The 25,262-nt window shown below is 33.6% G+C and carries 26 protein-coding genes; 22 read left to right on the plus strand and 4 right to left on the minus strand.

Features of this window, described 5'->3' with window-relative positions:
* Window positions 1-15: 15 nt before the first annotated feature.
* From EG348_RS05005 to EG348_RS05110, 22 genes are all read left to right on the plus strand, one after another.
* Window positions 16-3,669 carry an MMPL family transporter gene (locus tag EG348_RS05005; protein WP_123981212.1) on the plus strand — a complete coding sequence of 1,218 codons (3,654 nt, stop codon included), beginning with the start codon at window positions 16-18 and terminating at the stop codon, window positions 3,667-3,669.
* Window positions 3,670-3,711: 42 nt separating this feature from the next.
* Complete coding sequence (locus tag EG348_RS05010) at window positions 3,712-4,626, plus strand: dialkylrecorsinol condensing enzyme DarA (protein WP_123981213.1); 915 nt, start codon at window positions 3,712-3,714, stop codon at window positions 4,624-4,626.
* A 1-nt stretch (window position 4,627) separates the two neighbouring features.
* Window positions 4,628-5,767, plus strand: coding sequence for a beta-ketoacyl-ACP synthase III (locus EG348_RS05015; RefSeq protein ID WP_123981214.1), 1,140 nt, complete (start codon window positions 4,628-4,630; stop codon window positions 5,765-5,767).
* Window positions 5,767-6,198, plus strand: a complete 432-nt coding sequence (locus EG348_RS05020) for a hypothetical protein (RefSeq protein WP_123981215.1) — start codon at window positions 5,767-5,769, stop codon at window positions 6,196-6,198. The genes EG348_RS05015 and EG348_RS05020 overlap by 1 nt, the downstream gene beginning before the upstream one ends.
* 5 nt (window positions 6,199-6,203) lie before the next feature.
* Window positions 6,204-6,647 carry an ABC transporter permease gene (locus EG348_RS05025; protein ID WP_123981216.1) on the plus strand — a complete coding sequence of 148 codons (444 nt, stop codon included), beginning with the start codon at window positions 6,204-6,206 and terminating at the stop codon, window positions 6,645-6,647.
* Window positions 6,648-6,653: 6 nt separating this feature from the next.
* Entirely contained in the window at window positions 6,654-7,058 is a 405-nt protein-coding gene (locus EG348_RS05030; protein ID WP_123981217.1) for a hypothetical protein, read from the plus strand.
* 54 nt (window positions 7,059-7,112) lie between these two features.
* Window positions 7,113-8,108, plus strand: coding sequence for a BtrH N-terminal domain-containing protein (locus EG348_RS05035; RefSeq protein ID WP_123981218.1), 996 nt, complete (start codon window positions 7,113-7,115; stop codon window positions 8,106-8,108).
* Window position 8,109: 1 nt separating this feature from the next.
* The gene (locus EG348_RS05040; protein ID WP_123981219.1) at window positions 8,110-8,865 is read left to right on the plus strand and encodes an ABC transporter ATP-binding protein; all 756 of its coding nucleotides are present in this window, start codon (window positions 8,110-8,112) and stop codon (window positions 8,863-8,865) included.
* Window positions 8,852-10,123, plus strand: coding sequence for an ABC transporter permease (locus EG348_RS05045; protein ID WP_123981220.1), 1,272 nt, complete (start codon window positions 8,852-8,854; stop codon window positions 10,121-10,123). Before EG348_RS05040 ends, EG348_RS05045 begins: the two co-directional genes overlap by 14 nt.
* On the plus strand, window positions 10,098-10,538 hold the full coding sequence (locus EG348_RS05050) for an acyl-CoA thioesterase (protein ID WP_072411195.1): 441 nt from the start codon (window positions 10,098-10,100) through the stop codon (window positions 10,536-10,538). Before EG348_RS05045 ends, EG348_RS05050 begins: the two co-directional genes overlap by 26 nt.
* On the plus strand, window positions 10,535-11,728 hold the full coding sequence (locus EG348_RS05055) for a beta-ketoacyl synthase N-terminal-like domain-containing protein (protein ID WP_123981222.1): 1,194 nt from the start codon (window positions 10,535-10,537) through the stop codon (window positions 11,726-11,728). Before EG348_RS05050 ends, EG348_RS05055 begins: the two co-directional genes overlap by 4 nt.
* A 1-nt stretch (window position 11,729) precedes the next feature.
* Entirely contained in the window at window positions 11,730-12,272 is a 543-nt protein-coding gene (locus tag EG348_RS05060; RefSeq protein WP_123981224.1) for a 3-oxoacyl-ACP synthase, read from the plus strand.
* Between the two features lie 94 nt (window positions 12,273-12,366).
* Window positions 12,367-12,624, plus strand: coding sequence for a phosphopantetheine-binding protein (locus EG348_RS05065; protein ID WP_054512816.1), 258 nt, complete (start codon window positions 12,367-12,369; stop codon window positions 12,622-12,624).
* 71 nt (window positions 12,625-12,695) lie between these two features.
* On the plus strand, window positions 12,696-13,895 hold the full coding sequence (locus tag EG348_RS05070) for a beta-ketoacyl-[acyl-carrier-protein] synthase family protein (RefSeq protein WP_123981226.1): 1,200 nt from the start codon (window positions 12,696-12,698) through the stop codon (window positions 13,893-13,895).
* Complete coding sequence (locus EG348_RS05075; protein WP_123981228.1) at window positions 13,892-14,953, plus strand: beta-ketoacyl synthase N-terminal-like domain-containing protein; 1,062 nt, start codon at window positions 13,892-13,894, stop codon at window positions 14,951-14,953. The genes EG348_RS05070 and EG348_RS05075 overlap by 4 nt, the downstream gene beginning before the upstream one ends.
* Window positions 14,954-15,104: 151 nt before the next feature.
* The gene (locus EG348_RS05080; protein ID WP_123981231.1) at window positions 15,105-15,860 is read left to right on the plus strand and encodes a polysaccharide deacetylase family protein; all 756 of its coding nucleotides are present in this window, start codon (window positions 15,105-15,107) and stop codon (window positions 15,858-15,860) included.
* Window positions 15,853-16,479 (plus strand): LolA family protein, encoded by a 627-nt coding sequence (locus EG348_RS05085; RefSeq protein ID WP_123981233.1) that lies wholly within the window; start codon window positions 15,853-15,855, stop codon window positions 16,477-16,479. Before EG348_RS05080 ends, EG348_RS05085 begins: the two co-directional genes overlap by 8 nt.
* The gene (locus EG348_RS05090; protein ID WP_123981235.1) at window positions 16,445-17,080 is read left to right on the plus strand and encodes a hypothetical protein; all 636 of its coding nucleotides are present in this window, start codon (window positions 16,445-16,447) and stop codon (window positions 17,078-17,080) included. The genes EG348_RS05085 and EG348_RS05090 overlap by 35 nt, the downstream gene beginning before the upstream one ends.
* Before the next feature lie 7 nt (window positions 17,081-17,087).
* Window positions 17,088-17,684: a porin family protein gene (locus tag EG348_RS05095; protein WP_123981237.1), complete on the plus strand. Its 597-nt coding sequence runs from the start codon at window positions 17,088-17,090 to the stop codon at window positions 17,682-17,684.
* Window positions 17,685-17,688: 4 nt separating this feature from the next.
* On the plus strand, window positions 17,689-18,069 hold the full coding sequence (locus EG348_RS05100; protein WP_123981239.1) for a 3-hydroxyacyl-ACP dehydratase: 381 nt from the start codon (window positions 17,689-17,691) through the stop codon (window positions 18,067-18,069).
* The gene (locus EG348_RS05105; RefSeq protein ID WP_123981242.1) at window positions 18,066-18,542 is read left to right on the plus strand and encodes a hypothetical protein; all 477 of its coding nucleotides are present in this window, start codon (window positions 18,066-18,068) and stop codon (window positions 18,540-18,542) included. The genes EG348_RS05100 and EG348_RS05105 overlap by 4 nt, the downstream gene beginning before the upstream one ends.
* Window positions 18,543-18,546: 4 nt before the next feature.
* Window positions 18,547-19,719, plus strand: coding sequence for a DUF2062 domain-containing protein (locus EG348_RS05110; protein WP_123981244.1), 1,173 nt, complete (start codon window positions 18,547-18,549; stop codon window positions 19,717-19,719).
* 72 nt (window positions 19,720-19,791) lie between these two features.
* On the opposite strand, the gene EG348_RS05115 is transcribed toward EG348_RS05110, so the two are convergent.
* From EG348_RS05115 to EG348_RS05130, 4 genes are all read right to left on the minus strand, one after another.
* Window positions 19,792-21,804 carry an FG-GAP-like repeat-containing protein gene (locus EG348_RS05115; protein WP_123981246.1) on the minus strand — a complete coding sequence of 671 codons (2,013 nt, stop codon included), beginning with the start codon at window positions 21,802-21,804 and terminating at the stop codon, window positions 19,792-19,794.
* Window positions 21,805-21,828: 24 nt separating this feature from the next.
* The gene (locus tag EG348_RS05120) at window positions 21,829-22,920 is read right to left on the minus strand and encodes a hypothetical protein (RefSeq protein WP_123981248.1); all 1,092 of its coding nucleotides are present in this window, start codon (window positions 22,918-22,920) and stop codon (window positions 21,829-21,831) included.
* Between the two features lie 258 nt (window positions 22,921-23,178).
* Window positions 23,179-23,544, minus strand: coding sequence for a hypothetical protein (locus EG348_RS05125; protein WP_123981250.1), 366 nt, complete (start codon window positions 23,542-23,544; stop codon window positions 23,179-23,181).
* Window positions 23,541-25,196, minus strand: coding sequence for a C45 family autoproteolytic acyltransferase/hydolase (locus EG348_RS05130; protein WP_123985023.1), 1,656 nt, complete (start codon window positions 25,194-25,196; stop codon window positions 23,541-23,543). The genes EG348_RS05125 and EG348_RS05130 overlap by 4 nt, the downstream gene beginning before the upstream one ends.
* Between the last annotated feature and the right edge of the window lie 66 nt (window positions 25,197-25,262).

Below are 25,262 nucleotides of genomic sequence, written 5' to 3' on the forward strand. Positions count from 1 at the left end.
TGATTTTATAATGTAATGCACCGTTTTTTTATTTTTTTATATTATCTCATTTCTAAAAACAAAGTTCTTTCAGTATTTATTACTTTAAGTATTGCTTTGATATGCGGATTTTTCGCCTCAAAAATTAATTTTGAGGAAGATATTAATCAGATAATTCCTAAAAATGAAAAATCGGATCTTACAGCAAAAGTTCTTAAACAACTGAATTTTTCAGACAAGATCATCGTTATCATTGAAAACACATCTAAAGAAGATCAATTTCAACTTTCTGAGACAGCAGATACTTTTTTAACTAAAATTGAACCTTTACAAAAATACATTGGCTCTATTCAGGGGAAAGTAAATGATAATGAGATTTCAGAAACCTTTGATTTCGTTAATCAAAACCTTCCCTTATTCTTAAATGAAAACGATTACAGGGAAATTGAAAGAAAACTTCAAAAAGACAGCATCGCAAAGCAGGTAGAAAACAATTATGTTTCTTTGGTTTCCCCAACAAGCCTAGTGACCAAAGAATTTATTAAAAAAGATCCGTTGGGAATCACATTTTTAGGAATCAAAAAACTGAATGCTTTAAATATCAGCAAAGATTTCAAGCTCGAAGACAATTACATCGTTACCAAAGACGGAAAAAATCTTTTGCTGTTCATCGAACCTAAAAATAAAAGCAACGATACCAAAAATAACGAAACATTTGTCAATCAATTAAATGAAATAAAAGACAATCTCAACAAACAATTCAAAGGAAAAACGGAACTTAGCTATTTTGGTTCACCTGTAATTGCTGTCGCAAATGCTCAACAGATCAAAAAAGACATCCAAAACACGGTAATTATATCCATGACCGTACTTTTGACTTTGCTGATTTATTATTTCAGGAACTTTTTCACACCGATTATCGTTTTTCTTCCGACTGTATTTTCAGTTTTACTCGCTTTATTCATTTTATATTTTATTAAAGATAAAATTTCCGCAATTTCTTTAAGCGTCGGCGCTATTTTGATCGGAATTACGATAGATTACGCGTTACATATCTTGACACATTACAAGCACAACAATAATATTGAAGAGCTTTACAAAGAAATTACGCAACCTATTATATTGAGTAGCGCAACAACTGCTGTTTCATTTTTATGTTTGGTTTTTGTACGTTCAGAAGCGTTGAAAGATCTCGGACTTTTCGCTGCAATTACGGTTATTCTGTCATCGATTACAGCATTGATTATCGTTCCTCAACTTTATAAACCTAAAGAAAAAGATGAAAAAGTCAGTATCAATTTCATTGATAGAATCGGTTCATATCCGTATGAGAAGAATAAGCCTTTAATTATTGGATGCTCCATCATTATTATTGCCTGTATATTTGGTTTTAGACATGTTGGTTTTAATGAAGATATTGGAGATCTTAATTACATTCCAAAAGATTTAAAAATAAGTGAAGCCAAGCTGGAAAAACTTTCAGATATCACTTCAAAATCTATTTACACCATTTCTTATGGAAATTCTGAGGAACAGGCCTTGACAAGAAATTCTAAATTATCTCAATTCCTTGAAAAAGAAAAGAAAGATGGGAAAATTTTAAGCTACAACTCCATTGGAAATGTTGTTCTTTCTGAAAAAGATCAACAAAAGAAAATTGAAACCTGGAAAAAATTCTGGGACAGTCATAAAAAAGATCAAACTATTTCTGAATTAATTGATAACGGAAACAAATTTGGTTTCAACAGCTCTGCATTTAATCAGTTCAATGAAAATTTGAATAAAAACTATTCTACTTTAAAGTTAAAGGACTACGAAAAAATAAAAGCTTTACAAATTTCTGAGTTTTTAAGTAATGAAAACGGTTTCTACACAGTTTCTAATGTAGTGAAAGTAGATGAGACCAAAAGAGACGCTTTCATCAAAGATGTTGAGAAAAATCATGAAGCTCTGGCAATAGACCGCCAACAGATGAATGAAAACTTTTTAGGATTACTAAAAAGAGATTTTAATACTTTGATTAATTATTCATTATTAGCAATCATTTTAACGATCATTGTTTTCTTCAGAAACTTCGAATTAACGATTCTTACGATGTTCCCGATAGTTTTAACAGGAGTTGTAACGGCGGGAATTTTATACTTTTTAGGATTAGAATTAAATATTTTCAGCACCGTTGTGTGTACGCTGGTTTTCGGAGTTGGTGACGATTTCAGTATTTTCCTAACGAAGGCGATGCAAAAAGAGCATACCACGGGGAAAAATGAACTTCCAACGTATAGAACTTCCATTATTCTGGCTGTTTTTACAACAATTTTATCCATCGGTTCTTTGATTTTCGCAAAACATCCGGCTCTGCATTCATTAGCTTTGGTTGCCTTGATCGGAATGTTCTCTGTGATCATAATCACCTCAACATTATATCCGTTCTGGTTTAGATTTTTAATTACCAACAGAGCAAAAAAAGGACTTTCTCCAATTACTTTCAGATTGTTTTTACGTTCCGTGATCTCGTTCTTTTATTACGGTTTAGGAGGAATTTTCTTTTCTTTCTTCGGACATTTTTTTGTGAGAAAAGCAAAAGGGAAAACCTTAAATACCATTAAAAAATCTATTGCTTTATTTCTAAAGTCGGTTCTGCATCTTACTCCGTTTGTAAAGAAAACTGTAATAAGAAACCCTAACGAAGACTTCAGCAAACCGTCAGTTATTATTGCCAATCACACTTCTTTTCTGGATACTTTGGCACTCGCAATGGCAACGCACAAAATCGTTTATTTAGTTAACGACTGGGTGTACGAATCTCCTGTATTTGGAAAACTGGTAAAAGCTTTAGGTTTCTTCCCTGTTTCTCAAGGCATAGAAAACGGAATGGAACAACTTAGAGAAAAAATAAATGAAGGCTATTCTTTAATGGTTTTTCCCGAGGCCGAACGTTCTTATACGAATGATGTAAAAAGATTCCACAAAGGAGCATTTTATATTGCTGAAGAATTTGGTTTGGATGTCGTTCCTGTTTACATCCACGGAAATTCTGAAGTGCTTCCAAAAGGCGACTTCATTATATATGACGGAAGCATTACCGTAAAAGTTGGTGATAGAATCAACAATGATGATCTCAGCTTTGGAAAAAATTATTCTGAGAGAACAAAAAAGATCAATGCTTATTTCAGACAAGAATTTGCAAAACTGAGAAATGAAATTGAAGATGAAGATTATTTTAAAAAGAAATTATTTTTAAGCTTTTTATATAAAGAAACGGAAGTTGTAGATGAACTGAAAAAAGATTTCAAAACCAATAAATCTGTTTATTTTGAATTGAATAAACACATCCCAAAAGATGCCATAATTCTACATATTGCTGATGATTTCGGGCAAAAAGATGTTTTGCTGACGCTTCAGCAAGCTGGCAGAAAAATATTCAGTTTAATCAATAATCATGAAAAACGTGAAATTGCAAAACAGAGTTACATTGTAAAGAGAAGAAAGATTAATTATATCAACAACATCTCGGAAATCAATAAAAAAACAAATATGCTTTTAATTTCTGACAAAAATTTTAATCTAAAAGATATTACCGAACTTCCGGAAACTGTTATTTTAATGAATATTAAAAACTATTCATTTGAAAATGATAATTACGAGCTCGAATTTAGTTCTGAATCAATAAAAGTATTTAGGCATAAATAATAAATATGAAAAGCATATTTTTGTAACCGATAAAAAAAATTAATGCAAAAAAATATACTTGTAATATATTATTCACAAACGGGACAATTGGAGGACATCGTAAAAAATGTCGCTCAACCGTTTGAAAATAATAAAGAAGAATATAATGTTACGTATTATAATATTCAGTTAAAGGAAGATTTTCCTTTTCCCTGGTCTAGTGATGTGTTTTTCAACACATTTCCGGAGTCTTATTTACAGATTCCGAGCGAGATACTTGCACCTTCTGAAGAGGTTTTGAATAAAAAATATGACCTCATTATTTTTGGTTATCAGGTTTGGTATTTAACACCATCCATTCCTATCATTTCGTTCCTGAAAAGTGGTTATGCAGAAAATATTCTTAAAGATACCCCTGTTATTACCATTTCAGCAACAAGAAACATGTGGATGCTTTCTCAGGAAAAACTGAAAGTATATTTAAAAGATATGAAAGCCCAACTTGTAGGAAATGTCGCTTTGGTAGACAGACACGACAATTATACAAGTGTATTAACGATTTTGCGCTGGTTAACAACCGGACAAAAAGAAAAATCAGGGATGCTTCCCGCGGCAGGAGTTTCAGATGAAGAAATTACAGGTTCTGTAAAATACGGCAAGATCATTGAAAAGCATTTAAAAAATAATGATCTGGATAATCTTCAGCCCGATTTGATCAATAACGGAGCTGTAGAGATCCGCCCTTTTTTGGTAAGAGTAGAAAAGGTAGGAAACAAGATCTTCACCGTTTGGTCTAACCTGATTATCAAGAAAAAAGAAAAACGACCATTGCTGATAAAATTCTTTAAGGTATATTTGATGGCAGCAATCTGGGTAATTTCACCCATCGTTTTAGTTTTACACCTGCTGACGACACCTATATTTTGGTTTAAAAGGCAAAAACAGAAAAAATATTTACAAGGAATTAATTTAAAATAGAATGTACGACGTATTTATAACAAAAGCCTCAACATATTTACCGAATGAACCCGTTTCTAATGATGAAATGGAAACCTATCTAGGGTATATAAATGATGCCAAATCAAAAGCTAAGTCATTGATTTTAAGAAACAATAAAATCACAACAAGATATTACGCTTTAGATAAAGAAGGAAATCCTACACATACCAATGCTCAGATAACAGCAAAAGCAATTGAAGGTCTTTTTGATGAAAATTTCAAAAAAGAAGACATGAAATTGTTATCTGTAGGGACAACTTCACCAGACCAGATCCAGCCATCACACGCATCAATGGTTCATGGTGAATTAAACATTGGAAAATCTATCGAAATAAATACTGCAACAGGCCTTTGCAACTCAGGGATGAATGCTTTGAACTACGGTTTTCTTTCCGTAAAAGCAGGCGTTCAGGAAGCAGCAGTCTGTGCCGGTTCTGAAAGAATGTCAGCTTGGATGACGGCTGATAAATTCAACCATGAAGCAGAAAATTTAGTATTATTGGAAGAAAGACCCATCATCGCTTTCAAAAGAGAATTCCTGAGATGGATGCTTTCTGATGGAGCAGGTGCTTTCTTATTGCAAAATAAGCCAAGAGAAAATGAAGTTTCTTTAAAAATTGATTTCATTGATTTCTATTCTTACGCTCACGAAATCGAAGCTTGTATGTATGCAGGTTGTGAAAAGCAGGAAGACGGAAGCCTGAAATCTTGGGCAGATTACCCTTCGGACGAATGGTTAAAGCAATCAATTTTTGCACTAAAACAAGACACTAAAATTTTAGATAAATATATTTTGGTGAAAGGTGCCGAAAGTTTAAGATCATCTTTCGACAAGCACAATCTTGATCCCGAATCTATCGATCACGTTTTAGCTCATATTTCTTCAGGTTATTTTAAAGAAGGACTTAAAGATGAGTTTGCTAATGTAGGCTTGGATTTCCCATGGGAAAAATGGTTCTATAATCTTTCTGAGGTGGGAAATATCGGTGCTGGTTCTATTTTCATTGCTTTAGAACAATTAATGAATTCAGGGAAGTTGAAAAAAGGAGAAAAAATACTTCTTTGCGTTCCTGAAAGTGGAAGATTCGCGTATTCTTGTGCTTTGTTAACCGTTTGCTAATGGAAAACAAATTACCAACATCTGATCAAAATTTTGTGGAAAGCTTAATTCCGCAAAGATCTCCTTTTGTAATGGTGAATGAACTTTCCGAATATTCTGAAAATCACCTGATCTCAGGATTTGAAATAAAAGAAGAGAATATTTTTGTGCAGAACGGAATTTTTCAGGCATCGGGATTGATAGAACATCAGGCGCAAAGCGTAGCTTTACACACCGGATACAAATATTATCTTTTGGGGAAAGATGCTCCAACCGGATATATTGGTGCTATCAAATCTTTTGAAGCTGAATCATTGCCAAAAGTCGGAGATCATTTGAGGTCTGAAGTTACCATTCTTAATGAAGTAATGGGAGTTACGCTTGTAAATATTATTACCAAACTAAATGATATCGAGATCGCCAACTCTCAAATGAAAACTGTTGTAAAATAATTTTAATGGAAATCAAGGAAAACGACATCATCAATATTCATCAATTCTTACCTCATCGCAATCCAATGCTGATGACAGATTATATTCTGGAATTGACCAAAGAAAAAGTGGTGACTTCGTTTGAAATTCTGGAAGACAATATTTTTGTGCATAATAATGAGTTCGTTGAAGCTGGTTTAATTGAAAACCTTGCGCAAACCTGTTCATCAATTCTCGGACAAAGTTTCTTCGAAAATCCTGAAGCCGATACAAAAGTGATCGGTTTTATTACCAATATCAAAAAAATTGAAGTTTTCGCGTTGCCTAAAGTTGGTGACAAAATTATTTCAAAAGCATCTTTGATTTCTCAGTATGAAAATATCTGCAACATCTTTTGTGAGACCTTCAATAATGATGAATTATTGATCAGAGGTGAGATTAATTTGTTTATTCAGGAAATAAAACAATAAAAACAGATGAAAAAACAAGACCTTCCTCAAGACGAAAGCAATCTGAAGTCAGCTAACATGACTGAGGTTTTGTATGTAACTGACGAAAACAACAATTATACAACTGCCAACAGTATTGGCTGGGAAGCTAAAAAAGCAGCTTTAAATGAATCTTTAGCTCTTATCAACGAAAGAATAGAAGAAGCAAAACAGGATGTTGCCAATAATGTAGCGAGTCCGATTGTTTACTTCATGGAATTGAATAAAATGGATTTGCAGGTTCTTGCTTCCTATGCCGGAATGTGGCAATGGAGAGTAAAAAGACATACAAAACCAAAAATCTTTAAGACACTAAGCGAATCCGTACTGAAAAAATATGCCGATGCATTCGGAATTTCAGTGGATGAATTAAAAAATTTCAACGGGAAATAAATAGAAACCTTCAAAATTTTGAAACCTTGAAGGTTTGGTAAAATCAAGCAACGAATGAAACTTAATTTTGAACACCATCAAACTGCGCATTGCGAAAACGGTGTTGCCTCTAATTTATTAATAAACAAAGGACTGAAACTCAGCGAACCAATGATCTTCGGAATTGGCTCTGGGTTATTTTTCGTGTATTTACCTTTTTTAAAAGTAAATTTCGCCCCAGGTTTTAGTTACAGACCAATGCCGGGAGCTATTTTCAGCAAAGCCGCAAAAAGACTGGGAATTAAAATTAAAAGAGAAAAATTCTCGAATCCTAAAGACGCACAATTAGCGTTAGAAAAAAACTTAGAAAACAATGTACCTACAGGTTTACAGGTTGGGGTTTTTAACCTTACGTATTTTCCTGAAGAATATAAATTCCACTTCAACGCCCATAATTTAGTTGTTTACGGAAAAGAAAACGGAAGATTCTTGATCAGTGATCCAGTGATGGATTACACCACTTCCCTTTCCGAAGCCGAATTGGAAAAAGTAAGATATGCTAAAGGCGCACTTCCTCCAAAAGGGCATATGTACTACCCTACTTACATTCCTGAAAATGTAAATCTGGAAGAAGCCATCAAAAAAGGAATCAAAGATACCTGCAAAAATATGCTGGCTCCCGTTCCGATTATTGGCGTAAGAGCTATGAGATGGGTAGCGAAAAGCATCCCGAAATGGGCAGATAAAAAAGGAACAAAAGTCACCAATCATTATTTGGGACAGCTTATTAGAATGCAGGAAGAAATTGGTACCGGCGGTGGCGGTTTCAGGTTTATTTACGGTGCATTTTTGCAAGAGGCTGCCGTAATTCTTAAGAATGATGAGTTGAAAGAATTATCTAAAGAAATTACCGCAATTGGTGACCTTTGGAGAGATTTTGCCGTAGATATTGCGAGAGTTTACAAAAATAGAAATTCTAAAAGCGATATTTACAACCAACTTTCAAAATCAATGCTTCATATTGCTGATCTGGAAGAAGCTTTCTATAAAAAACTGAGAAAAGCAATCTAACGTGGAGAATATCATTGAAATAAAAAATCTGTATAAAAAATACAAGTCTGCAGAAGAAGTTTCTGTAAATGATATCTCGTTGAATATTGATAAAAACGAAATCTACGGAATTCTGGGACCCAACGGAGCTGGAAAAACAACATTAATCTCAATGCTTTCGGGGTTGATAAAACCAACTTCAGGAACTTTTAAGATCAACGGATTATCTCCTCAAAAAGACGGTTTTAAATTAAGACAAATCATCGGGATCGTTCCTCAGGAATACGCATTATATCCGACTCTTACCGCAAAGGAAAACTTAATGTTTTTTGGAAGCTTGTACGGTTTACCTCATAAAAAATTAAAAACAGCGATTGATGAATCTTTAGAACTTATGGGTTTATCAAAATTCGCGGATAAAAAAGTAGAGCAATTCTCTGGAGGAATGAAGCGCCGTTGCAATTTGATAGCAGGAACACTTCACAATCCTAAAGTCTTATTTTTAGATGAACCAACCGTTGGCGTTGATGTTCAGTCTAAAAAAGCAATTATTGATTATCTTTTGGATTTAAATAAAAAAGGAACGTGCATCATTTATACCTCACATCACCTTTCTGAAGCAGAAGAATTCTGTACAAAAATCGCGATCATCGATCATGGAAAAATCCACGCGGTCGGAACTCCCGAAGAATTGGTGAATCGAGTTCCAAGTGCGGAAAATTTAGAAGATGTTTTCATTTCATTAACCGGAAAAGAATTAAGAGATGTTGTTGTATAAATTGTGGAGAAGTTTCGTTAAGGAAATCCTTTTACTGAAAAGAGATATCGGAGGAATCGTCATTATTTTTGTGATGCCTTTATTGCTGATCATAACGATCACATTAATTCAGGATTCTACATTTAAAAATCTGGAAGGCTCAAAAATTCCGATTATTTTTATTGATAACGACAAATCTGAAATTTCAAAAAGTATAAAACATGAGCTCGAAAATGGTAAAACATTCGAATTAGTGACCAATTACACCGAAAAATCTGCGCAAGATGCCGTTTTTTCCGGTGATTATCAGATGGCAATCGTCATTCCTGAAAATTTAACGAAAGATTTAAATGCAAATATTGATTCTAAGGTCCAGACCATTGTAAGCTCATTTGGAATTGAGGCAGATTCAGCTTCTGCAAAAAAGAATGTTGACATAAAAGCCAAAGACATTCTCTTGTATTTTGATCCGGCAACCAATATCGGTTTCAAAAACAATGTAATGAATGCCGTTAATAAAATGGTTTTTGAGATCGAAAATAAAAAAATCTACAAAGCATTCCAGGATCAATTGGGAACCACGGAAAATCTAGATGAAAATAAAAACTTAATCAGTTTTAAAGAAATTACGCCTACAAAAGGAAAAATGGACGTGATACCAAATTCCGTTCAGCATAATGTTCCGGCTTGGGCGCTTTTTGCGATATTTTTTATCGTCGTTCCGCTTTCTATTAATTTAGTGAAAGAAAAAAGTCAGGGAACGAGCGTAAGAGTAAGAGTCAGTCCGACGCCTTATTATATTCATATTTTAGGAAAAACGTGTACGTATTTGATCATCTGTATCATTCAGTTTTTATTGATGGTTGCGGTGGGAATTTACCTTTTCCCTTATATGGATCTTCCGCAATTTGATGTGACAGGAAAAATGTTTCATTTAATTATCGTTACCATTTTCGCAGGATTAGCAGCTATTGGTTTTGGTGTTTTATTAGGAACATTAGCTGATACTCAGGAACAATCTGCACCGTTTGGAGCAACTTCTGTTGTTGTATTGGCAGCAGTCGGAGGAATATGGGTTCCCGTATTCTTAATGCCTGAATTTATGCAGACCGTTGCGAAATTCTCACCCATGAACTGGGGACTGAACGCTTATTACGACATCATTCTAAGAAACAGCGGAATCGCAGGTATCGCAAAAGAACTGGCTTTATTATTTTTATTTTATATTGCCATGGTCACTATTTCAATTTTTTATGAAAGGAAACAAAATGCAGTCTAACGAAAAACCAATCCAGTGTACAGAGGAAGTACGAGTACGATTCAATGAGACAGATCCGTTGGGTATTGTGTGGCATGGCCATTACATTGTGTATTTCGAAGACGGAAGAGAGGCTTTCGGCAGACAGCATGGCTTGACTTATCTTGATATTCAAAAAGCTGGATTTGTAACGCCTATCGTGAAAAGTACTTGTGAGCATTTTCTACCTTTAAAATATGGAGAAACATTCAATATCGTAACCACTTTTGTCAATACAACTGCGGCGAAATTGATTTATAAATACGAGCTTTTTAATCAAGACAATAAATTGGTGTGCAGTGGAGAAACCATTCAGGTTTTCTTAGATTCTGACAATAATTTATGTTTGTATAATCCTGAGTTTTTTCAAGCTTGGAAAGATAAAATGGGATTATGAGAAAAGAAGTTTACATCACAGATTACAACTGCGTCACTCCTTTAGGATTTGATGTTGCATCCAACTGGAATGCTTTACTTCAAGGAAAATCAGGCGTTGCAAAACATAAAGTGATCGAAAATCAGGAAGCTTTTTATACTTCTATTATCGATTCTGAAAAATTGGAAGAAGAATTCAACAGATTCTTCGACTCCGCTCAGAAATCGAAGATTCGGCGTTTAGCCAATGACAATATGGATTTCACGAGGCTTGAAAAAATGTTTTTGTTAAGTTTAAAACCTTTGGTAGAAAGACATAACATTTCAGACGAAACTGCTTTTATTTTATCGACAACAAAAGGAAATATCAGCTTATTAAAAAATAAAGCAACTGTACCGGAAGGTGCTTATCTTTCAAGTTTAGCACAAAAAATCGCTGACTTTTTCGGATTTAAAACCAAGCCCATTGTAGTTTGTAACGCCTGTGTTTCAGGAGTAATGGCGATTGCTATTGCTAAAAATATGATTCAAGCAGGAAGATATAAAGATGCATTTGTCGTGGCTGGAGATGAGATCTCCGAATTTGTGATTTCAGGATTCAATTCTTTTCAAGCCATCGGAAACGAACCGTGCAAACCTTATGATAAAAATCGTAACGGAATCAATCTTGGAGAAGCTACAGCAGCAGCTTTTATTACAAGTCATTGCGAGGAACGAAGTGACGAAGCAATCTCAAACGAAAAGTTTAGTTTTAAAATATTAGGGGACTCAGCAATCAATGATGCCAATCATATTTCCGGACCTTCAAGAACGGGAGACGGATTGTATGCAAGCATTAAAAATGCAATGACAGAAGCGAATGTTTCAGCAGAACAAATCAATTTTATATCTGCACACGGAACAGCAACTATATATAACGACGAAATGGAAGCTATTGCTTTCAACAGAATGGAATTACAAAATGTTCCTCTCAACAGCATGAAAGGTTTTTACGGACACTGTTTAGGAGCATCAGGTCTACTGGAAAGCATTATTTCTATGGAAAGTGCTCTTCACAGTACCTTAATTTCATCTAAAAACTTTGAAGAAATGGGAGTTTCCCAACCTTTACATATTATTAAAGAAAACCAGCCTGCAGACATCAAATATATTTTGAAAACAGCTTCAGGTTTTGGCGGGTGTAATGCTGCAATTGTTTTAGAAAAATGTTAACATGATGAAGAAAACCGACATTTGCACCATAGAAAACTCAAAAATAACCTTCAATGAAGAAGTTATTTTCGAAAGTCAAGCTGAAGTATTCTCAGAATTTGCGAAAGAAGCTTATAAAAGTTTAGAATTGAATTATCCTAAATTTCATAAAATGGATAACTTGAGTAAATTGGCATTTTTGGCTTCCGAAGTGATTTTAAAAGATGAAGATCACAGCAAAACAGCAATAGTTTTAGCGAACAGATCATCAAGTTTAGATACTGATTTCAAATATCAGGAAAGCATCAACTCTCAGGATAATTTCTTCCCGAGCCCGGCTGTTTTTGTGTACACGTTGCCTAACATCTGCGTCGGGGAAATAAGCATCAGACATAAAATGCAGACAGAGAATGCTTTTTTTGTTTTGGATGAATTTGATGAAAAATTTTTAAATGATTACTCAGAACAGATCTTACAGTCAGGAAAGGCTGAAAAGGTACTCTGTGGCTGGGTAGAGCTATATCAGGAAAGTTATAAAGCTTTTGTATATTTGCTTACGAACTAATATAACAATTTAACAATATAACAATGTAGCAATAATTTGCAGTCATCCATGGTAAACTGGTACACTGCTAAATTGGTACATTAAAATAATTTTTATGGAAAACTTACAAACTGAATTGAAGCACAAAATTATCGAAGTACTTAATCTTGAAGACGTTTCTATAGAAGAGATCAAAGATACTGATCCGTTATTCGGAGGAGGTTTAGGATTAGATTCTATCGACGCTTTAGAGTTGATCGTTCTTCTTGACAAAGATTATGGAATAAAATTAGCCGATCCTAAAAAAGGAAAGGAAATTTTTCAATCTATCGATACGATGGCAAAATTCATCGAAGAAAACAGAACAAAATAAATGAATCAATCTAGCAATGTATCAATATTGGTAACCCGTTAAATTGATGCACTGTTACATTATAAGATAAAATGAGTCAAAAAATTGCCATAACAGGAATGGGCATCATATCTTCCATCGGAAACAATGTGGAAGAAAATTTTATTTCGTTAAAAACCGGAAAACACGGAATTTCAGATATTCAATTATTTGAAACCCGCCACACCGGAAATATTAAAACAGGCGAGATAAAACTATCTAATGAAGAATTGGTACAAAAACTTCAGCTTAATGAAGATAATAATGTGACAAGAACTGCTTTACTAGGTATGGTTGCTACAAAAGAAGCTGTAGAAAGTGCCGGAATATTAGATATTAACGGCTACAAAACGGGTTTAATTTCCTCAACAAGCGTTGGCGGAATGGATATCACCGAAAAATATTTCTACTCCTATGAAGACTTTCCTGAAAAGCAAAAATATATCGACTCTCATGATGCAGGAAATTCATCATTAGCGATTGCAGATTATTTAGGTCTGAAAGGTATGGTTTCGACCATCAGTACGGCTTGTTCTTCAGCAGCTAACGCGATTATGATGGGCGCAAAGCTTATTAAAAATGGTGTTTTAGACCGCGTGATCGTTGGTGGAACAGATTCTCTTTCAAAATTTACTTTGAATGGATTTAGTACCCTAATGATTCTTACCGATTCTTACAATACACCTTTCGACAATGACAGAAAAGGATTAAATCTCGGAGAAGCAGCCGCTTTTCTGGTGTTGGAATCTGATGAAGTTGTTAAAAAAGAAAATAAAAAAGTCCTAGGCTATCTTTCGGGCTATGGAAATGCCAATGATGCTCACCATCAAACCGCTTCTTCAGAAAACGGACAAGGTGCATTTCTGGCGATGGAAAAAGCATTGAAAGTCTCAGGTTTACAGAAAGAAAACATCGATTATATCAACGTTCACGGAACCGCAACTCCAAATAATGATCTATCGGAAGGAATTGCGATGATCAGAATTTTTGGAGAAAATCAAGTCCCGGAATTTAGTTCTACAAAAGCATTTACAGGTCATACTTTGGCGGCGGCGGCAGGAATTGAAGCCGTATATTCATTGTTGGCTATTCAAAATAATATCATTTTCCCGAATCTTAACTTTAAAAATAAGATGGAAGAATTTGATTTAACTCCCGTTACTGAATTGAAAGAAAAGAATATCGATCATGTACTTTCCAATTCATTTGGGTTTGGAGGAAATTGTTCAACTTTAATTTTCTCAAAATCATGAGTGCAGTTTATATCAACAGTGCAGCCTGCATCTCGGTTCAGGACACTTTAAATGAAAATTTCACACAAAATCTTACGCCTGAAAATTCAGTTTTGGTTGTAAAAGCTATTGAACCTAATTACAAAGAATTCATTCCGCCCGCAATGAGCAGAAGAATGTCTAAAACAGTAAAAATGAGTTCTGTAGCCTCAAAATATGCTTTAAAAGAAGCCGGAATTGAAAATCCTGATGCGATTATTGTCGGAACAGGAATGGGATGTTCCCAAGATTCTGAAAAGTTTTTAAAAAATGTAATTGATAATAATGAAGAGTTCTTGACTCCAACTTATTTTATTCAGTCTACTCACAATACGGTTGCCGGGCAAATTGCTTTAGCATTACAATGCCACGCTTACAACTTCACGTATGTGAATACCTCTTCTTCATTGGAATTCTCGATGTTAGACGCCAAACTTCAAATTAATGATGGTGAAGCTGATAATATTTTGGTAGGTTCAACGGATGAACAGACCGACAGAACAATGGAATTGTATAAATTAAACAATACCATTAAAAAAGAAGAAAATCTTCCCGTTGATTATTTGAATTCAAAAACTGACGGTGTAATTTGGGGAGAAGGCTCAAGCTTTTTTGTTTTGGGAAAAGAAAAGACAGAAAGTTCTTACGCTCAATTGAGAGATATTAAAATCAATAATAGATTAGAACAGAATGAAATTCAAAGCTTTATCGGAGATTTTTTAACTCAAAACAATCTTACCTTTGAAGAAATTGACGCTGTTATTTTAGGCTTCAGCGGAGATGCAAAGTCTGATGTTTATTATACAAAAGCAATAGATTTATTTCCAAATTCGGCTTTGTTATATTCCAAACATTTAAGTGGAGAATTTAATACCGCAAGTGGTTTTTCAACATTTATGGCTTGTCATATTTTGAAAGATCAACAGATTCCGGAAGTGATGATTATTAATTTTGTAAAGAAAGAGGAGATTAAAAATATTCTACTTTATAATCATTTGGGAGGAAGTGATCATAGTTTGGTTTTGTTGGAGAGAGCTTAGTTTCATTCAATAAAGAAAACGGTTAGTTTGTCATTCAGAGTGAAACGAAGTGGAGCGTGGAATCTATTACGCATTTGGGATTGCTTCGTCATTTCATTCCTCGCAATGACACCAAGAATATTTTAAACCCAAAACTCAAAATAATAAAAAGATGAAACATTATCCATTTATCCTATTTTATCTTTTCTGTAATGTATTTATTTATGCATTTCACGGGACTTTTTGGGTGTATTTGTTTTGCTTTTTACTATTTTCGGCGGTGGTTGTTTGGGGATCTTTTGATATTCAATTGGGATATTTTGTCAATAGTTTGACTCATAAAAGAACCAAAATCAAGGAAGTTGCATTGACTTTTGATGACGGTCCGACTGAATTTACCCCGAAGTTTTTAGATCTATTAAAAGAAAACAACATAAAAGCAACCTTTTTCTGCATCGGAAAACAGATTGAAAAATATCCTGAAACTTTCCAAAGAATTATTGCGGAAGGTCACACAATTGGAAATCATACTTTTTCTCATTCAAACAATACCGGATTCTTATCTACTCCAAAAATGGTTGAAGAGATTGAAAAATGCGACGAAATCATTTATAAAACTGGAAATATAAAGACCAATTTATACCGTCCTCCTTTTGGCGTTACCAATCCGAATATTGCTAAAGCGATTAATAGAACTCACAAAAAAAGCATCGGCTGGAATGTCCGTTCTTTAGACACAATCACAGACAACGAAAAGACAATTTACAAACGAGTTACCAAGAATCTAGAGAAAGGAAGCATTATTCTCTTTCACGACACCTCAGAAAAGACATTTCATGTGTTGAAAGATTTATTGCTATTTTTGAAGGATAAAAAATATTCAACTTTTACAGTTGATACTATTATTAAAAATCAAAAAAATGATTAAAAATATTGCTTTTGGAGCATTTTTATTAGTTTCAAGCTTCTTTTTTGCTCAAAATACAGCAATGACAGCGGCTGAAGCGAAAGCTTTTGTAACCAAAGTTTCATCTGAAACAAAGGAAATAAAAACATTACAAAGTGATTTTACCCAAACCAAAAAGATGGATTTTTTGGATAAAAACATTGTAACGTATGGAAGAATGTCTTTAAAAACACCCAACATCTTAAGCTGGAAATATACAAAGCCTTATCAATACAGTATTATCTTTAAGGACAATAAAATTTTCATCAACGACCAAGGCAAAAAATCTTCAGTTGACGCTAAAAGTAAAACGTTTGAAAAGATCAATAAATTGATCGTGGGAAGTTCAAACGGAAAGATGTTTAACGATCCTGAATTTTCAGTAGCTTACTTGAAAAACGCGAATTACAATGTCGCCAAATTTACTCCGAAATCTGCTCAATTATTGAAATACATTAAGCAAATCGAATTAAGTTTTCCTAAAGGTCAATCAACAGTTTCACAGGTGAATATGACGGAAGCCTCGGGAGATACTACGAATATTGTTTTCAAAAATACAAAGATCAATGCACCGATTTCTGCTTCAGAATTTTCTTTATAGTCTGATTTTTCTGCTGTTTGTTTCGTGTAAAACGTATCAACTAACAGACGTAAAATCCGTAACAAATTCTGAGAAAACAGTTGAAAATTTATACTTTTCTTCGAATGATGATTATGTTTATAAATGTCAAATGGATATTTATAAAAATCATGTAAGCGGAATTTTAATTATTAAAAAACTAAATGATGCGACACACCGTGTCGTATTGACTTCTGATTTTGGAAATAAATTAATCGATTTTGAGATTTCAGGGGATAATTTTAAGTTGAATTATGTTCTAGCAGATTTAGATAAAAAGATTGTCATTAATTTTCTAAAGAATGATTTTCAGCAATTGCTAAAACAGCAATATCCTGTTACTGAAAGTTTTGAGAATGAAAAATCGAAAATTTATCTCTCAAAATTGGATAAGAAGCAATATTATTTGTTCTTCAATAAAGAAAATGGTTTGTTAAATAAGATCATTTACAAGAAAAATAATAAGGAAAAAATCGATTTCACTTTTGATGCAAAAAAACATATCTTCGCGGATAGTTTGAGTCTTCAACATAAAGATTTCAAGATCAATATAAAACTATTTCAAATAACCGAAACTGAATAACTTTAACATGAAAAAAACGGCACTTTTACTATTTGCTTTATTTACAACTTTATCTTTTGCTCAAGTGACTTTTAACCCAGGAATCAGAGCAGGAGCCAATTTTTCTCATTTCACCAACAATGAAAATCAAACATTCTACTGGCCTGATTATCAAGATGCAAATATGAATATGGATTTTAAAACTAAAACCGATTTTTATATTGGATTTTTAGGAAATATCCGTTTTGCAAAATTTTATGCTTTACAGCCGGAAATTAATTATTCCAGACAGGGAGCAAAGTTTGAGACCAATGTTAATAACTTGAACGGACAAACACTTTCTGTTTCTTATTTGGGACTTCAATTGGTCAATAAATTTTATTTCAATAAATTCAACGTTCTTGTTGGGCCAACTTTAGAATTTGTTGTAGACAAGAAAAACTTTGAGCCGGACAACGAAATAGATTTAGGAATTACAGCCGGTTTAGGATACGATATTACAAAAAACTTTGGGGTTGAAGCGAGAGTAAAAAAAGGTTTTGTTCCTGTTTACAGCTTCTACGACAATCATACAAACGTTACTTTCCAAGCGGGCGTTTATTATACATTTAACATGAAAAAATAATTTTATGCAGACTATTCTTACAGACTTTTACACCTTACAATCATCCGAAAAAGGAGAAAACGGACGTTTCATTGCAAATATCAGTTTAAATAAAGATCATGATATTTTTAATGGCCATTTTCCGGGAAATCCTGTCACTCCAGGAGTTTGCATGATGCAGATCGTAAAAGAACTGACTGAAGAATTTACAGGCGCACAATTATTTTTAAAATCTGCTTCAAATGTGAAATTCATGGCGATCATCAACCCGTTTGAAACGCCGGATTTAACTTTACAATTGGATATCACTGAAAACGAAGATGAAGTTAAAGTAAAGAATACCACTTCTTTTGGCGAGACTATTGCATTAAAAATGTCGGTAAACTATAAAAAATTGACATCATGAAATTGATTTTCTCATTCATAACCGCTTTTATTTTATTCTTTCAAACAGATTTGGAAGCATTAAGAAACAGCTATTCAAAGGCTAGTTCATCCAACGAAAACACACAGGCATTTATCAATACTGCCGAAAAACAGTCAGGTTCTGATGTTGTGACGAATGGTTATAAAGCTGCAGCGAAAATCATGGAAGCGAAAATCGCTAAACAAAACAGGAAATCTCTCGTAAAAACCGGAGCAGTAAGCCTTGAAAGTATAATTAAAGCCAATCCTAATAATATTGAATTAAGACTGATAAGATTAAGCGTTCAGGAAAACATTCCAAAAATTGTAGGATACAGAGGAGGTTTAAAAGATGATAAAGCATTCATTTTGAGCAACTACAATAAGCAAAATGCAGCTATGAAAAGTTATATTAAAAAGTTTGCTGTACAATCTAAAACTATGTCTGATACTGAAAAAGCATCATTAAAATAAAACAATGACCCTTCCTGAAGTACAAAATGCAATTTCCGAGAAGAAAATCTGCGTTTTAATACCTACTTACAACAACGAAAAGACTCTGAGAAGAGTGATTGATGGTGTTTTAGATTATACCGAAAGTATCATTGTGATCAATGATGGTTCTACGGACTCTACGCTTCAAATTCTAGGTCATTTTCCTCAAATTACAATAATTTTACTTCCTGAGAATAAAGGAAAAGGAAATGGTCTTAAGATAGGTTTCAGAAAGGCAAAAGAATTAGGTTTCGATTATGCAATAACAATTGATTCTGATGGACAACATTATCCTGATGACCTTCCGGTTTTTGTGGAAGCTTTACAAAGTGAAGAGCATGATGTTTTACTGATCGGGAACCGAAATATGTCGCAAGACGGAATTCCAAAGAAAAGCAGTTTTGGGAATCGTTTTTCTAATTTCTGGTTTTGGTTTGAAACAGGAATCAAGCTTGAAGATACCCAATCCGGTTATCGTTTATATCCTTTACACAAAATTCCCAAGAAATATTTTACGCCAAAATTCGAGTTTGAGATTGAAATTATTGTAAGAACAGCCTGGAGACATGTTCCTGTAAAAAATGTTCCTATAAAAGTGTTGTATGATCCTGCGGAAAGGGTTTCGCATTTCAGACCCTTCAAAGATTTTACGAGAATCAGTATTCTGAATACGATCTTAGTAACGATCACTTTACTTTATATTATTCCGAGAAATTTCATTAATAATTTCAAAAAAAAAAGCTTTAAAAGATTCTTAAAAGAAGACGTTCTCGAAAGTGACGGAAGCAACCGCACCAAGGCTTTTTCTATTGCGCTTGGGGTTTTTATAGGATTTTCTCCATTGTGGGGATTTCATACTTTATTAACTATTTCTCTGGCGGTTCTTTTTAAACTGAACAAAGTGTTGGCTTTTGTAGCTTCCAATGTGAGTTTACCACCGTTTATTCCTTTTATTATTGCTGCTTCACTATTTTTAGGGTCTCCTTTTGTTCACGGCGACAGTAATATTTTAAGCGGCGAACTTAATTTTGAACTTATTAAGAATAATCTTCTTCAATACGTGATCGGAAGCACAATTTTAGCGACTACAATGTCTATGATTTTAGGAATAGGTACTTTTCTATTTTTGAATAAAGTAAATCCTGATAATAATTAATTCAATTCTTTTTCAAATAAAAACTGCAAAGCCTTTCGACCTTGCAGTGAGTTATGAAGAATAAATTATATTTTATTTTTTCGTTAGTTTCTGAGAATATGTTTTTCCATTTTTATCTGTCAAAACAAGCATATAAATCCCTGAATTTAATTGTTTGATAGATATTGAGTTTCTTTCAACCTTTGTTTGTAAAACCATTCTGCCGGTCATTTCATACACTTTCGCTTCGGTTGGAGTAAAATCGTTTTTAGATTTAAAATTGATAATATCGTCACTAGGATTTGGATAAACAGTGAATATTTCCTGAGTAGCCTGAATGTCTCTTGTATTTAAGAATGATCCTTCTACCACGTTTAAAGTCGTGTTTGGTGTTACATTATAAACCGTATCAACAATACCTGAAGGCCATTTTATGACAACTTTTGTAATTGCTGTAGCCTGACCGATTCCGAAATGAGCATTCAGTGTACTCATATTTCCGAATCCTGTTCCGCTCTGTACATCTCGGATTTGTTTTCCCCAAGCTCCATAAATTTCAACTCTTGCTCCAATTCCGTTTCTGTTACTTTGAGTTCCTTTTAATGTTACTTTTAGCCATTTATTATTATTTCCTGCGTTCATCAGGACGGTATTTCCATTCTGAATATCCAGAAAACCATCATGATTCAAATCTCCAATCGGGCGTTTTGTTGCATTTAAACTGTAAGTACTGGCGTTCGGGGTAAAAGTAAAATCACCATTTCCAAACATGATTGTATTCCCTGCGCCTAAAACATCCAGAAACCCATCATTATCAAAATCATAAGTAACATATTCTCTGCTCAAAGTATTTACAATGTCATAGCCGGAACCCGTAGATTTATCTGTAAATGTGCCGTCACCATTATTCTTCATCACTTTGCTAAGACCATTACTTGTAGAATTAATTCCTATAACAGCGTCCATCCAACCATCATTATTAAAATCTCCCCAAGCAGCAGACCATGTCTGTGTCGGATTAGCCATATTCGCAGCAAGAGCAACGTTGGTGAAAGTTCCGTTTCCGTTATTTCTGTGAAGCTCGTCTATATTTCCTCCGGGGCCAGAACCTCCTCCACTGCATTTTGCGATGTATAAATCCAGATCACCATCGTTATCATAATCAATCCAGATAGAGCCATAATTTCCTCCTGAAGGGAAATCTCCCATTCCTCCCTGATTATGGTTCATATTTGCTCCATCATTCATATAATATCTGTTCGGAGCATTATCATCACAAATGAAAGCATCCAGTTTTCCATCATTATTGATATCTATAAAATTCGTTCTCTGAACTAAAAAAGATTGTGGTTTTCTATCAGAAGTGAAAGCTGTTCCGTCTGCACTAGCTTTTACAAAAGCTATTCCGCTTCCCGAGCCATACACAAGATCATTAAAGCCGTTATTGTCGTAATCTCCGGCTGCAATGCTCCATGAAGGTAATATTGTTGTATTGGGAATTGTATAGGTAACATCGTTGAATCCACCTCCCTGCTTTTGATACGAGATAACGATTTGAGTATTATTTACAACAGAAACAATATCATCTAAATAATCCCCATTCATGTCTACCACACAGTTATTGTAACTCCCGGCTACCGTAACCGGCTGAGAAGTAAATGAAAGTCGATTAATAACAGGTGCCGATTCAGTTACTTTAAAATTAAATCCTAAACTAGACCATTTGTTGTCGAACACCACATAATAGGTATTTCCCGCAACTGCTCCAAAGGTAACCTGTGAAGAAGTACCAGAAGAGTCATCATTTGCTGCAATACATGCTAATGCTCCACAACTTCCTGAATATACCATTACTCTTGTATCTACATTCTGCCCCGTAACTACCGAAGAAACAGTAACATTCTTATTGGCAGTAGCTGTGTATTTGTACCATACCGCTGCTGATCCGAGAGTTCCCAAATTACAAACTGTGGATGGTGGCGTTCCTGTAATGGCAGGTGCTGTATATGTTCCTACCGTAAGATTTACTGCAGAAGCACAAGTAAGTTGTGCTATTCCCCATGTTATATTAGATAATAAAACAAAAAAGGATAATTTTTTTCTCATATTTTTCAATTTGGTTATTCGTTTTTAAGGACAGTTTTGGTTAAGAGAATTGATCCATTGCTTTAAGAGTTCTACTCCTTCATCGTGTACAATCGTTCTTCCCAACAAAGGCATTCTGTTGCTTTCATCTACAGAATTAAGTCTAAAGCTCATCACCGATTTATTATGATTTCCGGGTGTTATAATCTTCTCTAATGAAGGACCTTGAGGCTCATCTGCCATTACGCAAACTCCCATATTGGTAAGGTTTGTCGTTTGGCTAAAGCTCAATCGTATAGCACGATAATCGCAACGCGCGTTCTGTTGATGGCAATGCGCACAGTTGATATCTAAATAAGACCTCAATCGTATATCTACAGGCTTGCTGGTATCTTTGTAATTAACTGTAGAAACAATATTTGAAGGGTAACTTAAAAGATAACCTTCATCCACGAGTTTCTGCAATTGATTTTTAACTCCCCCTTCGTAGCTGTATGTTGTATTAAGGTTTTGAGGTTTTACACCGATAGGAACCGGTTTATTGTCTAATTTATGACAGGCATAGCATTCTGATTCTGAAGGAATTCTGTAATCAATATTCATGACTTCATTATTCTCTTTTTTAAAAGTTAGGTTTTTAGAACTTCCACTTGTAAAATCAGTTCCGGTAACAAGATTAGCTTCTGTCTGTTCGTCATTCCACATATATTCCGCAAAAATCCAACCAGTTGACTTTCGTATCATTAATCTTGTCTCCAGTATTTTGGTTGTATTATTAGGCTGTACTGTATTGTAATAAAAGCTTTTTATTAAAACAGTTCCAACAGGGAAATTCAGGGATTTATCATCTGCATCAAAAGTAGCTTTTACGCCTTGTGGCATCCAGATAAATCTCTTTTTTAATGCATAATCAGTGAAAAGTGAACTTGCAGGTTCATAAGGAATTACCTTGCTTGATGGTGTCATATTTCTTAATTCACCTGTGAAAAAAGCATAGGTTGATAATTTAGCGTAAGGAACCGCATTGATTTCAAAATTAACAAAAGAACTCTCTACTTCTACTCCTTCCATTTTCTCATCTTTACAAGAAAACAGCATCAATAAAAATATAAGAGATAAAAAATAGTTTTTTCTCATCCGTTTCATGGTTTTAAGGAAACGAATATAAATAATAAACCAACTACACACCAAATATTTTTACATCAAAAACACAAAATCAATTAAAATAATAAAACAAAATAAACAATTAAAGATTGATTATTCAATAAAAAGACCACAAACACTTATAAAACACAAATAATATTTATTAAATAACAAATGAAAATTAAACAAAACAAATTAGGCTATTTTCTATTATTATTAATAAGCATTCTATAAAAATTGTAGAAATTAATGTTATTTATAAATAACATCCGAGAACAAGAAAAGTGTTGTAAAAACAGTAATAAATATCGCAATAATCACTAAAACGAGTTGTACAGTAAAATCTGTTTTTTCATGATCTTCTTCTTTCGCTTCAAAAGTGAAATTGATCTTGCCCGGATTTTTGATGATCCTCCAAATGAACAATAAAATGATAAGATTTAATATAATTGGAGAAAAAAGGAATAATTTACTTCCGGATCCACCTGTATTTTTTCCATATCCATGAATAGGAATAATTTCCGGAATTGAACTGTATTTGCTCACCAAATACACAGAATAACAAACGATTATAATGAAAGGAATGGAAAATAAATACCGTATACTTTTAGGAATCATTTTAATTTTTTTAGTGTTTTCTTCAAATATTCCTCAACATTTTCTTTATCCGGAACGGTTGTAATTTCTTTTGTCAACGCTTTTTCAAATTGAATTTTTGCTTTAGAATATTCTTTTTTATTGAAATAATACTTTCCTGCCTGATAATATACAAACCAAAAATCAGGGTTTAAAGATTGATAATTATTAATAAATTCATCAGAAAGAATTTTCTTTTTATCATCAATTGCATCTTCGATATGAGAACTCAATTTTTTATATTCTTCGTAATTCTTGTACTCCTGAGAATCTACAAAAGGATCTTTCGCAATATTTAAATCTGACTTTGCAAATTCACCGTTTTTTAATCTTTTTTCAGAAAAAATTTCATTTAAATCATAACATACAAATTCTCCTAATTGATAAGGGGTTGAAGACACCCAAACCAGTTTTTTTTCAGGAGAAAAAATAACGGCATGATGCGCCAATAACTGATTGATTGCCTTTTCATTTCCATAACCGATTTTCTCACCTTTCAATCCAGATTTATCTCTTAAAATAGAAGCCATTTTTTCTGGAGTCAACTTTTTATTTTCCTCTAAAAGCTCTTGTAATTTTTCGTAACGATATTCAGAATGACTTTCTATAATATGTTTTTGATTTCTTTTATCGTTTTTATAAGCTTCTGATTGAAAATGATTTGTACAAAAAACTCGGCTTGTATTTTCTACCTTGTAAACTCCGAAATTATCCGGAGAAACTTCGATAATCACAGCATTTTTATCGTTTGCGCTTCCAACCAAAATAGATTCTGAAACGAAAACTTTTCTCTTTTTGGTGATTGCAATAGCTTCATCAATATTCTTTGCGTATTGTAAAATTTCTCTCGTCATAAAAGAAATAGGAGTTTTTGCCGTCAAAGGAATTTTAGATTTTCCGGCATTGATCGTTACTGTAATTCCCTCTTTATTCATCCCCGAAACAACGCCAATCATTCCCGGCCAACTTACAGATAGATAAGGAATTCCTTGTTCAGGTTCAACGAACTCTATTAATTTATTTTTAGCAAAATCGTCTCCAACATAAAAATCGAAGTTTCTACCAATCAACAAATCTCCATCTTCTGTATTTTCATTCCAAACTGCGAGAGAAGTACAACCCACGACCATCAAATCCTGCATTGCATGACCAATATCGTGTGCGCCGTGCAAGTACAAACTCCTCAGATATTTCGGCGCAATAAAATTATATTTATCTGATGCATATTGAGACAACCCAAATAATTCGGCCTGATAATCTTCCCGTACATTGAGATACATTTTTCGGTTGTACCATTTTAAAAAACCTCTCAATATCTTTTGCTTAAATTTCGAAGGAACAAAACCTTCCACTTTAGAAAAGAAAATCTCTTCCTGCTTTTGCATTAAATTTTGAGTCAATGCACCGTTGTTATACCCTAATTGTAAAGGATTTCCCTTAATATATAATTCCCAAAGCTGCTGCTTATTTTTGGTTAAATAATTTTGATTAAAATTAAAAGTTGAGTCATTAATTTTATTGACTTTCGGAATTTCTAATGAATATTGTTTTACGCTGGGAACATGTTTTATTGATTTTCTGACACCGCAAGAGGTGAGATTAATTATTAGAAATAAATAAAATAAAGTTTTTATTTTTCGATATTTGTCATTCTGACGAAAGGAAGAATCTCTTTTTAAAAGTTTAGATTCTTCATTACG

Source organism: Chryseobacterium sp. G0201 (assembly GCF_003815655.1).
Classification (GTDB): Bacteria; Bacteroidota; Bacteroidia; order Flavobacteriales; family Weeksellaceae; genus Chryseobacterium.

Excerpts from the sequence above, each read along its gene's own strand:
- EG348_RS05005 (WP_123981212.1), top strand. The coding sequence starts at position 16 with ATGCACCGTTTTTTTATTTTTTTATATTATCTCATTTCTAAAAACAAA.
- EG348_RS05010 (WP_123981213.1), top strand. The coding sequence starts at position 3,712 with ATGCAAAAAAATATACTTGTAATATATTATTCACAAACGGGACAATTG.
- EG348_RS05015 (WP_123981214.1), top strand. The coding sequence starts at position 4,628 with ATGTACGACGTATTTATAACAAAAGCCTCAACATATTTACCGAATGAA.
- EG348_RS05020 (WP_123981215.1), top strand. The coding sequence starts at position 5,767 with ATGGAAAACAAATTACCAACATCTGATCAAAATTTTGTGGAAAGCTTA.
- EG348_RS05025 (WP_123981216.1), top strand. The coding sequence starts at position 6,204 with ATGGAAATCAAGGAAAACGACATCATCAATATTCATCAATTCTTACCT.
- EG348_RS05030 (WP_123981217.1), top strand. The coding sequence starts at position 6,654 with ATGAAAAAACAAGACCTTCCTCAAGACGAAAGCAATCTGAAGTCAGCT.
- EG348_RS05035 (WP_123981218.1), top strand. The coding sequence starts at position 7,113 with ATGAAACTTAATTTTGAACACCATCAAACTGCGCATTGCGAAAACGGT.
- EG348_RS05045 (WP_123981220.1), top strand. The coding sequence starts at position 8,852 with ATGTTGTTGTATAAATTGTGGAGAAGTTTCGTTAAGGAAATCCTTTTA.
- EG348_RS05050 (WP_072411195.1), top strand. The coding sequence starts at position 10,098 with ATGAAAGGAAACAAAATGCAGTCTAACGAAAAACCAATCCAGTGTACA.
- EG348_RS05055 (WP_123981222.1), top strand. The coding sequence starts at position 10,535 with ATGAGAAAAGAAGTTTACATCACAGATTACAACTGCGTCACTCCTTTA.
- EG348_RS05060 (WP_123981224.1), top strand. The coding sequence starts at position 11,730 with ATGATGAAGAAAACCGACATTTGCACCATAGAAAACTCAAAAATAACC.
- EG348_RS05065 (WP_054512816.1), top strand. The coding sequence starts at position 12,367 with ATGGAAAACTTACAAACTGAATTGAAGCACAAAATTATCGAAGTACTT.
- EG348_RS05070 (WP_123981226.1), top strand. The coding sequence starts at position 12,696 with ATGAGTCAAAAAATTGCCATAACAGGAATGGGCATCATATCTTCCATC.
- EG348_RS05075 (WP_123981228.1), top strand. The coding sequence starts at position 13,892 with ATGAGTGCAGTTTATATCAACAGTGCAGCCTGCATCTCGGTTCAGGAC.
- EG348_RS05080 (WP_123981231.1), top strand. The coding sequence starts at position 15,105 with ATGAAACATTATCCATTTATCCTATTTTATCTTTTCTGTAATGTATTT.
- EG348_RS05085 (WP_123981233.1), top strand. The coding sequence starts at position 15,853 with ATGATTAAAAATATTGCTTTTGGAGCATTTTTATTAGTTTCAAGCTTC.
- EG348_RS05090 (WP_123981235.1), top strand. The coding sequence starts at position 16,445 with ATGCACCGATTTCTGCTTCAGAATTTTCTTTATAGTCTGATTTTTCTG.
- EG348_RS05095 (WP_123981237.1), top strand. The coding sequence starts at position 17,088 with ATGAAAAAAACGGCACTTTTACTATTTGCTTTATTTACAACTTTATCT.
- EG348_RS05100 (WP_123981239.1), top strand. The coding sequence starts at position 17,689 with ATGCAGACTATTCTTACAGACTTTTACACCTTACAATCATCCGAAAAA.
- EG348_RS05105 (WP_123981242.1), top strand. The coding sequence starts at position 18,066 with ATGAAATTGATTTTCTCATTCATAACCGCTTTTATTTTATTCTTTCAA.
- EG348_RS05110 (WP_123981244.1), top strand. The coding sequence starts at position 18,547 with ATGACCCTTCCTGAAGTACAAAATGCAATTTCCGAGAAGAAAATCTGC.
- EG348_RS05115 (WP_123981246.1), bottom strand. The coding sequence starts at position 21,804 with ATGAGAAAAAAATTATCCTTTTTTGTTTTATTATCTAATATAACATGG.
- EG348_RS05120 (WP_123981248.1), bottom strand. The coding sequence starts at position 22,920 with ATGAGAAAAAACTATTTTTTATCTCTTATATTTTTATTGATGCTGTTT.
- EG348_RS05125 (WP_123981250.1), bottom strand. The coding sequence starts at position 23,544 with ATGATTCCTAAAAGTATACGGTATTTATTTTCCATTCCTTTCATTATA.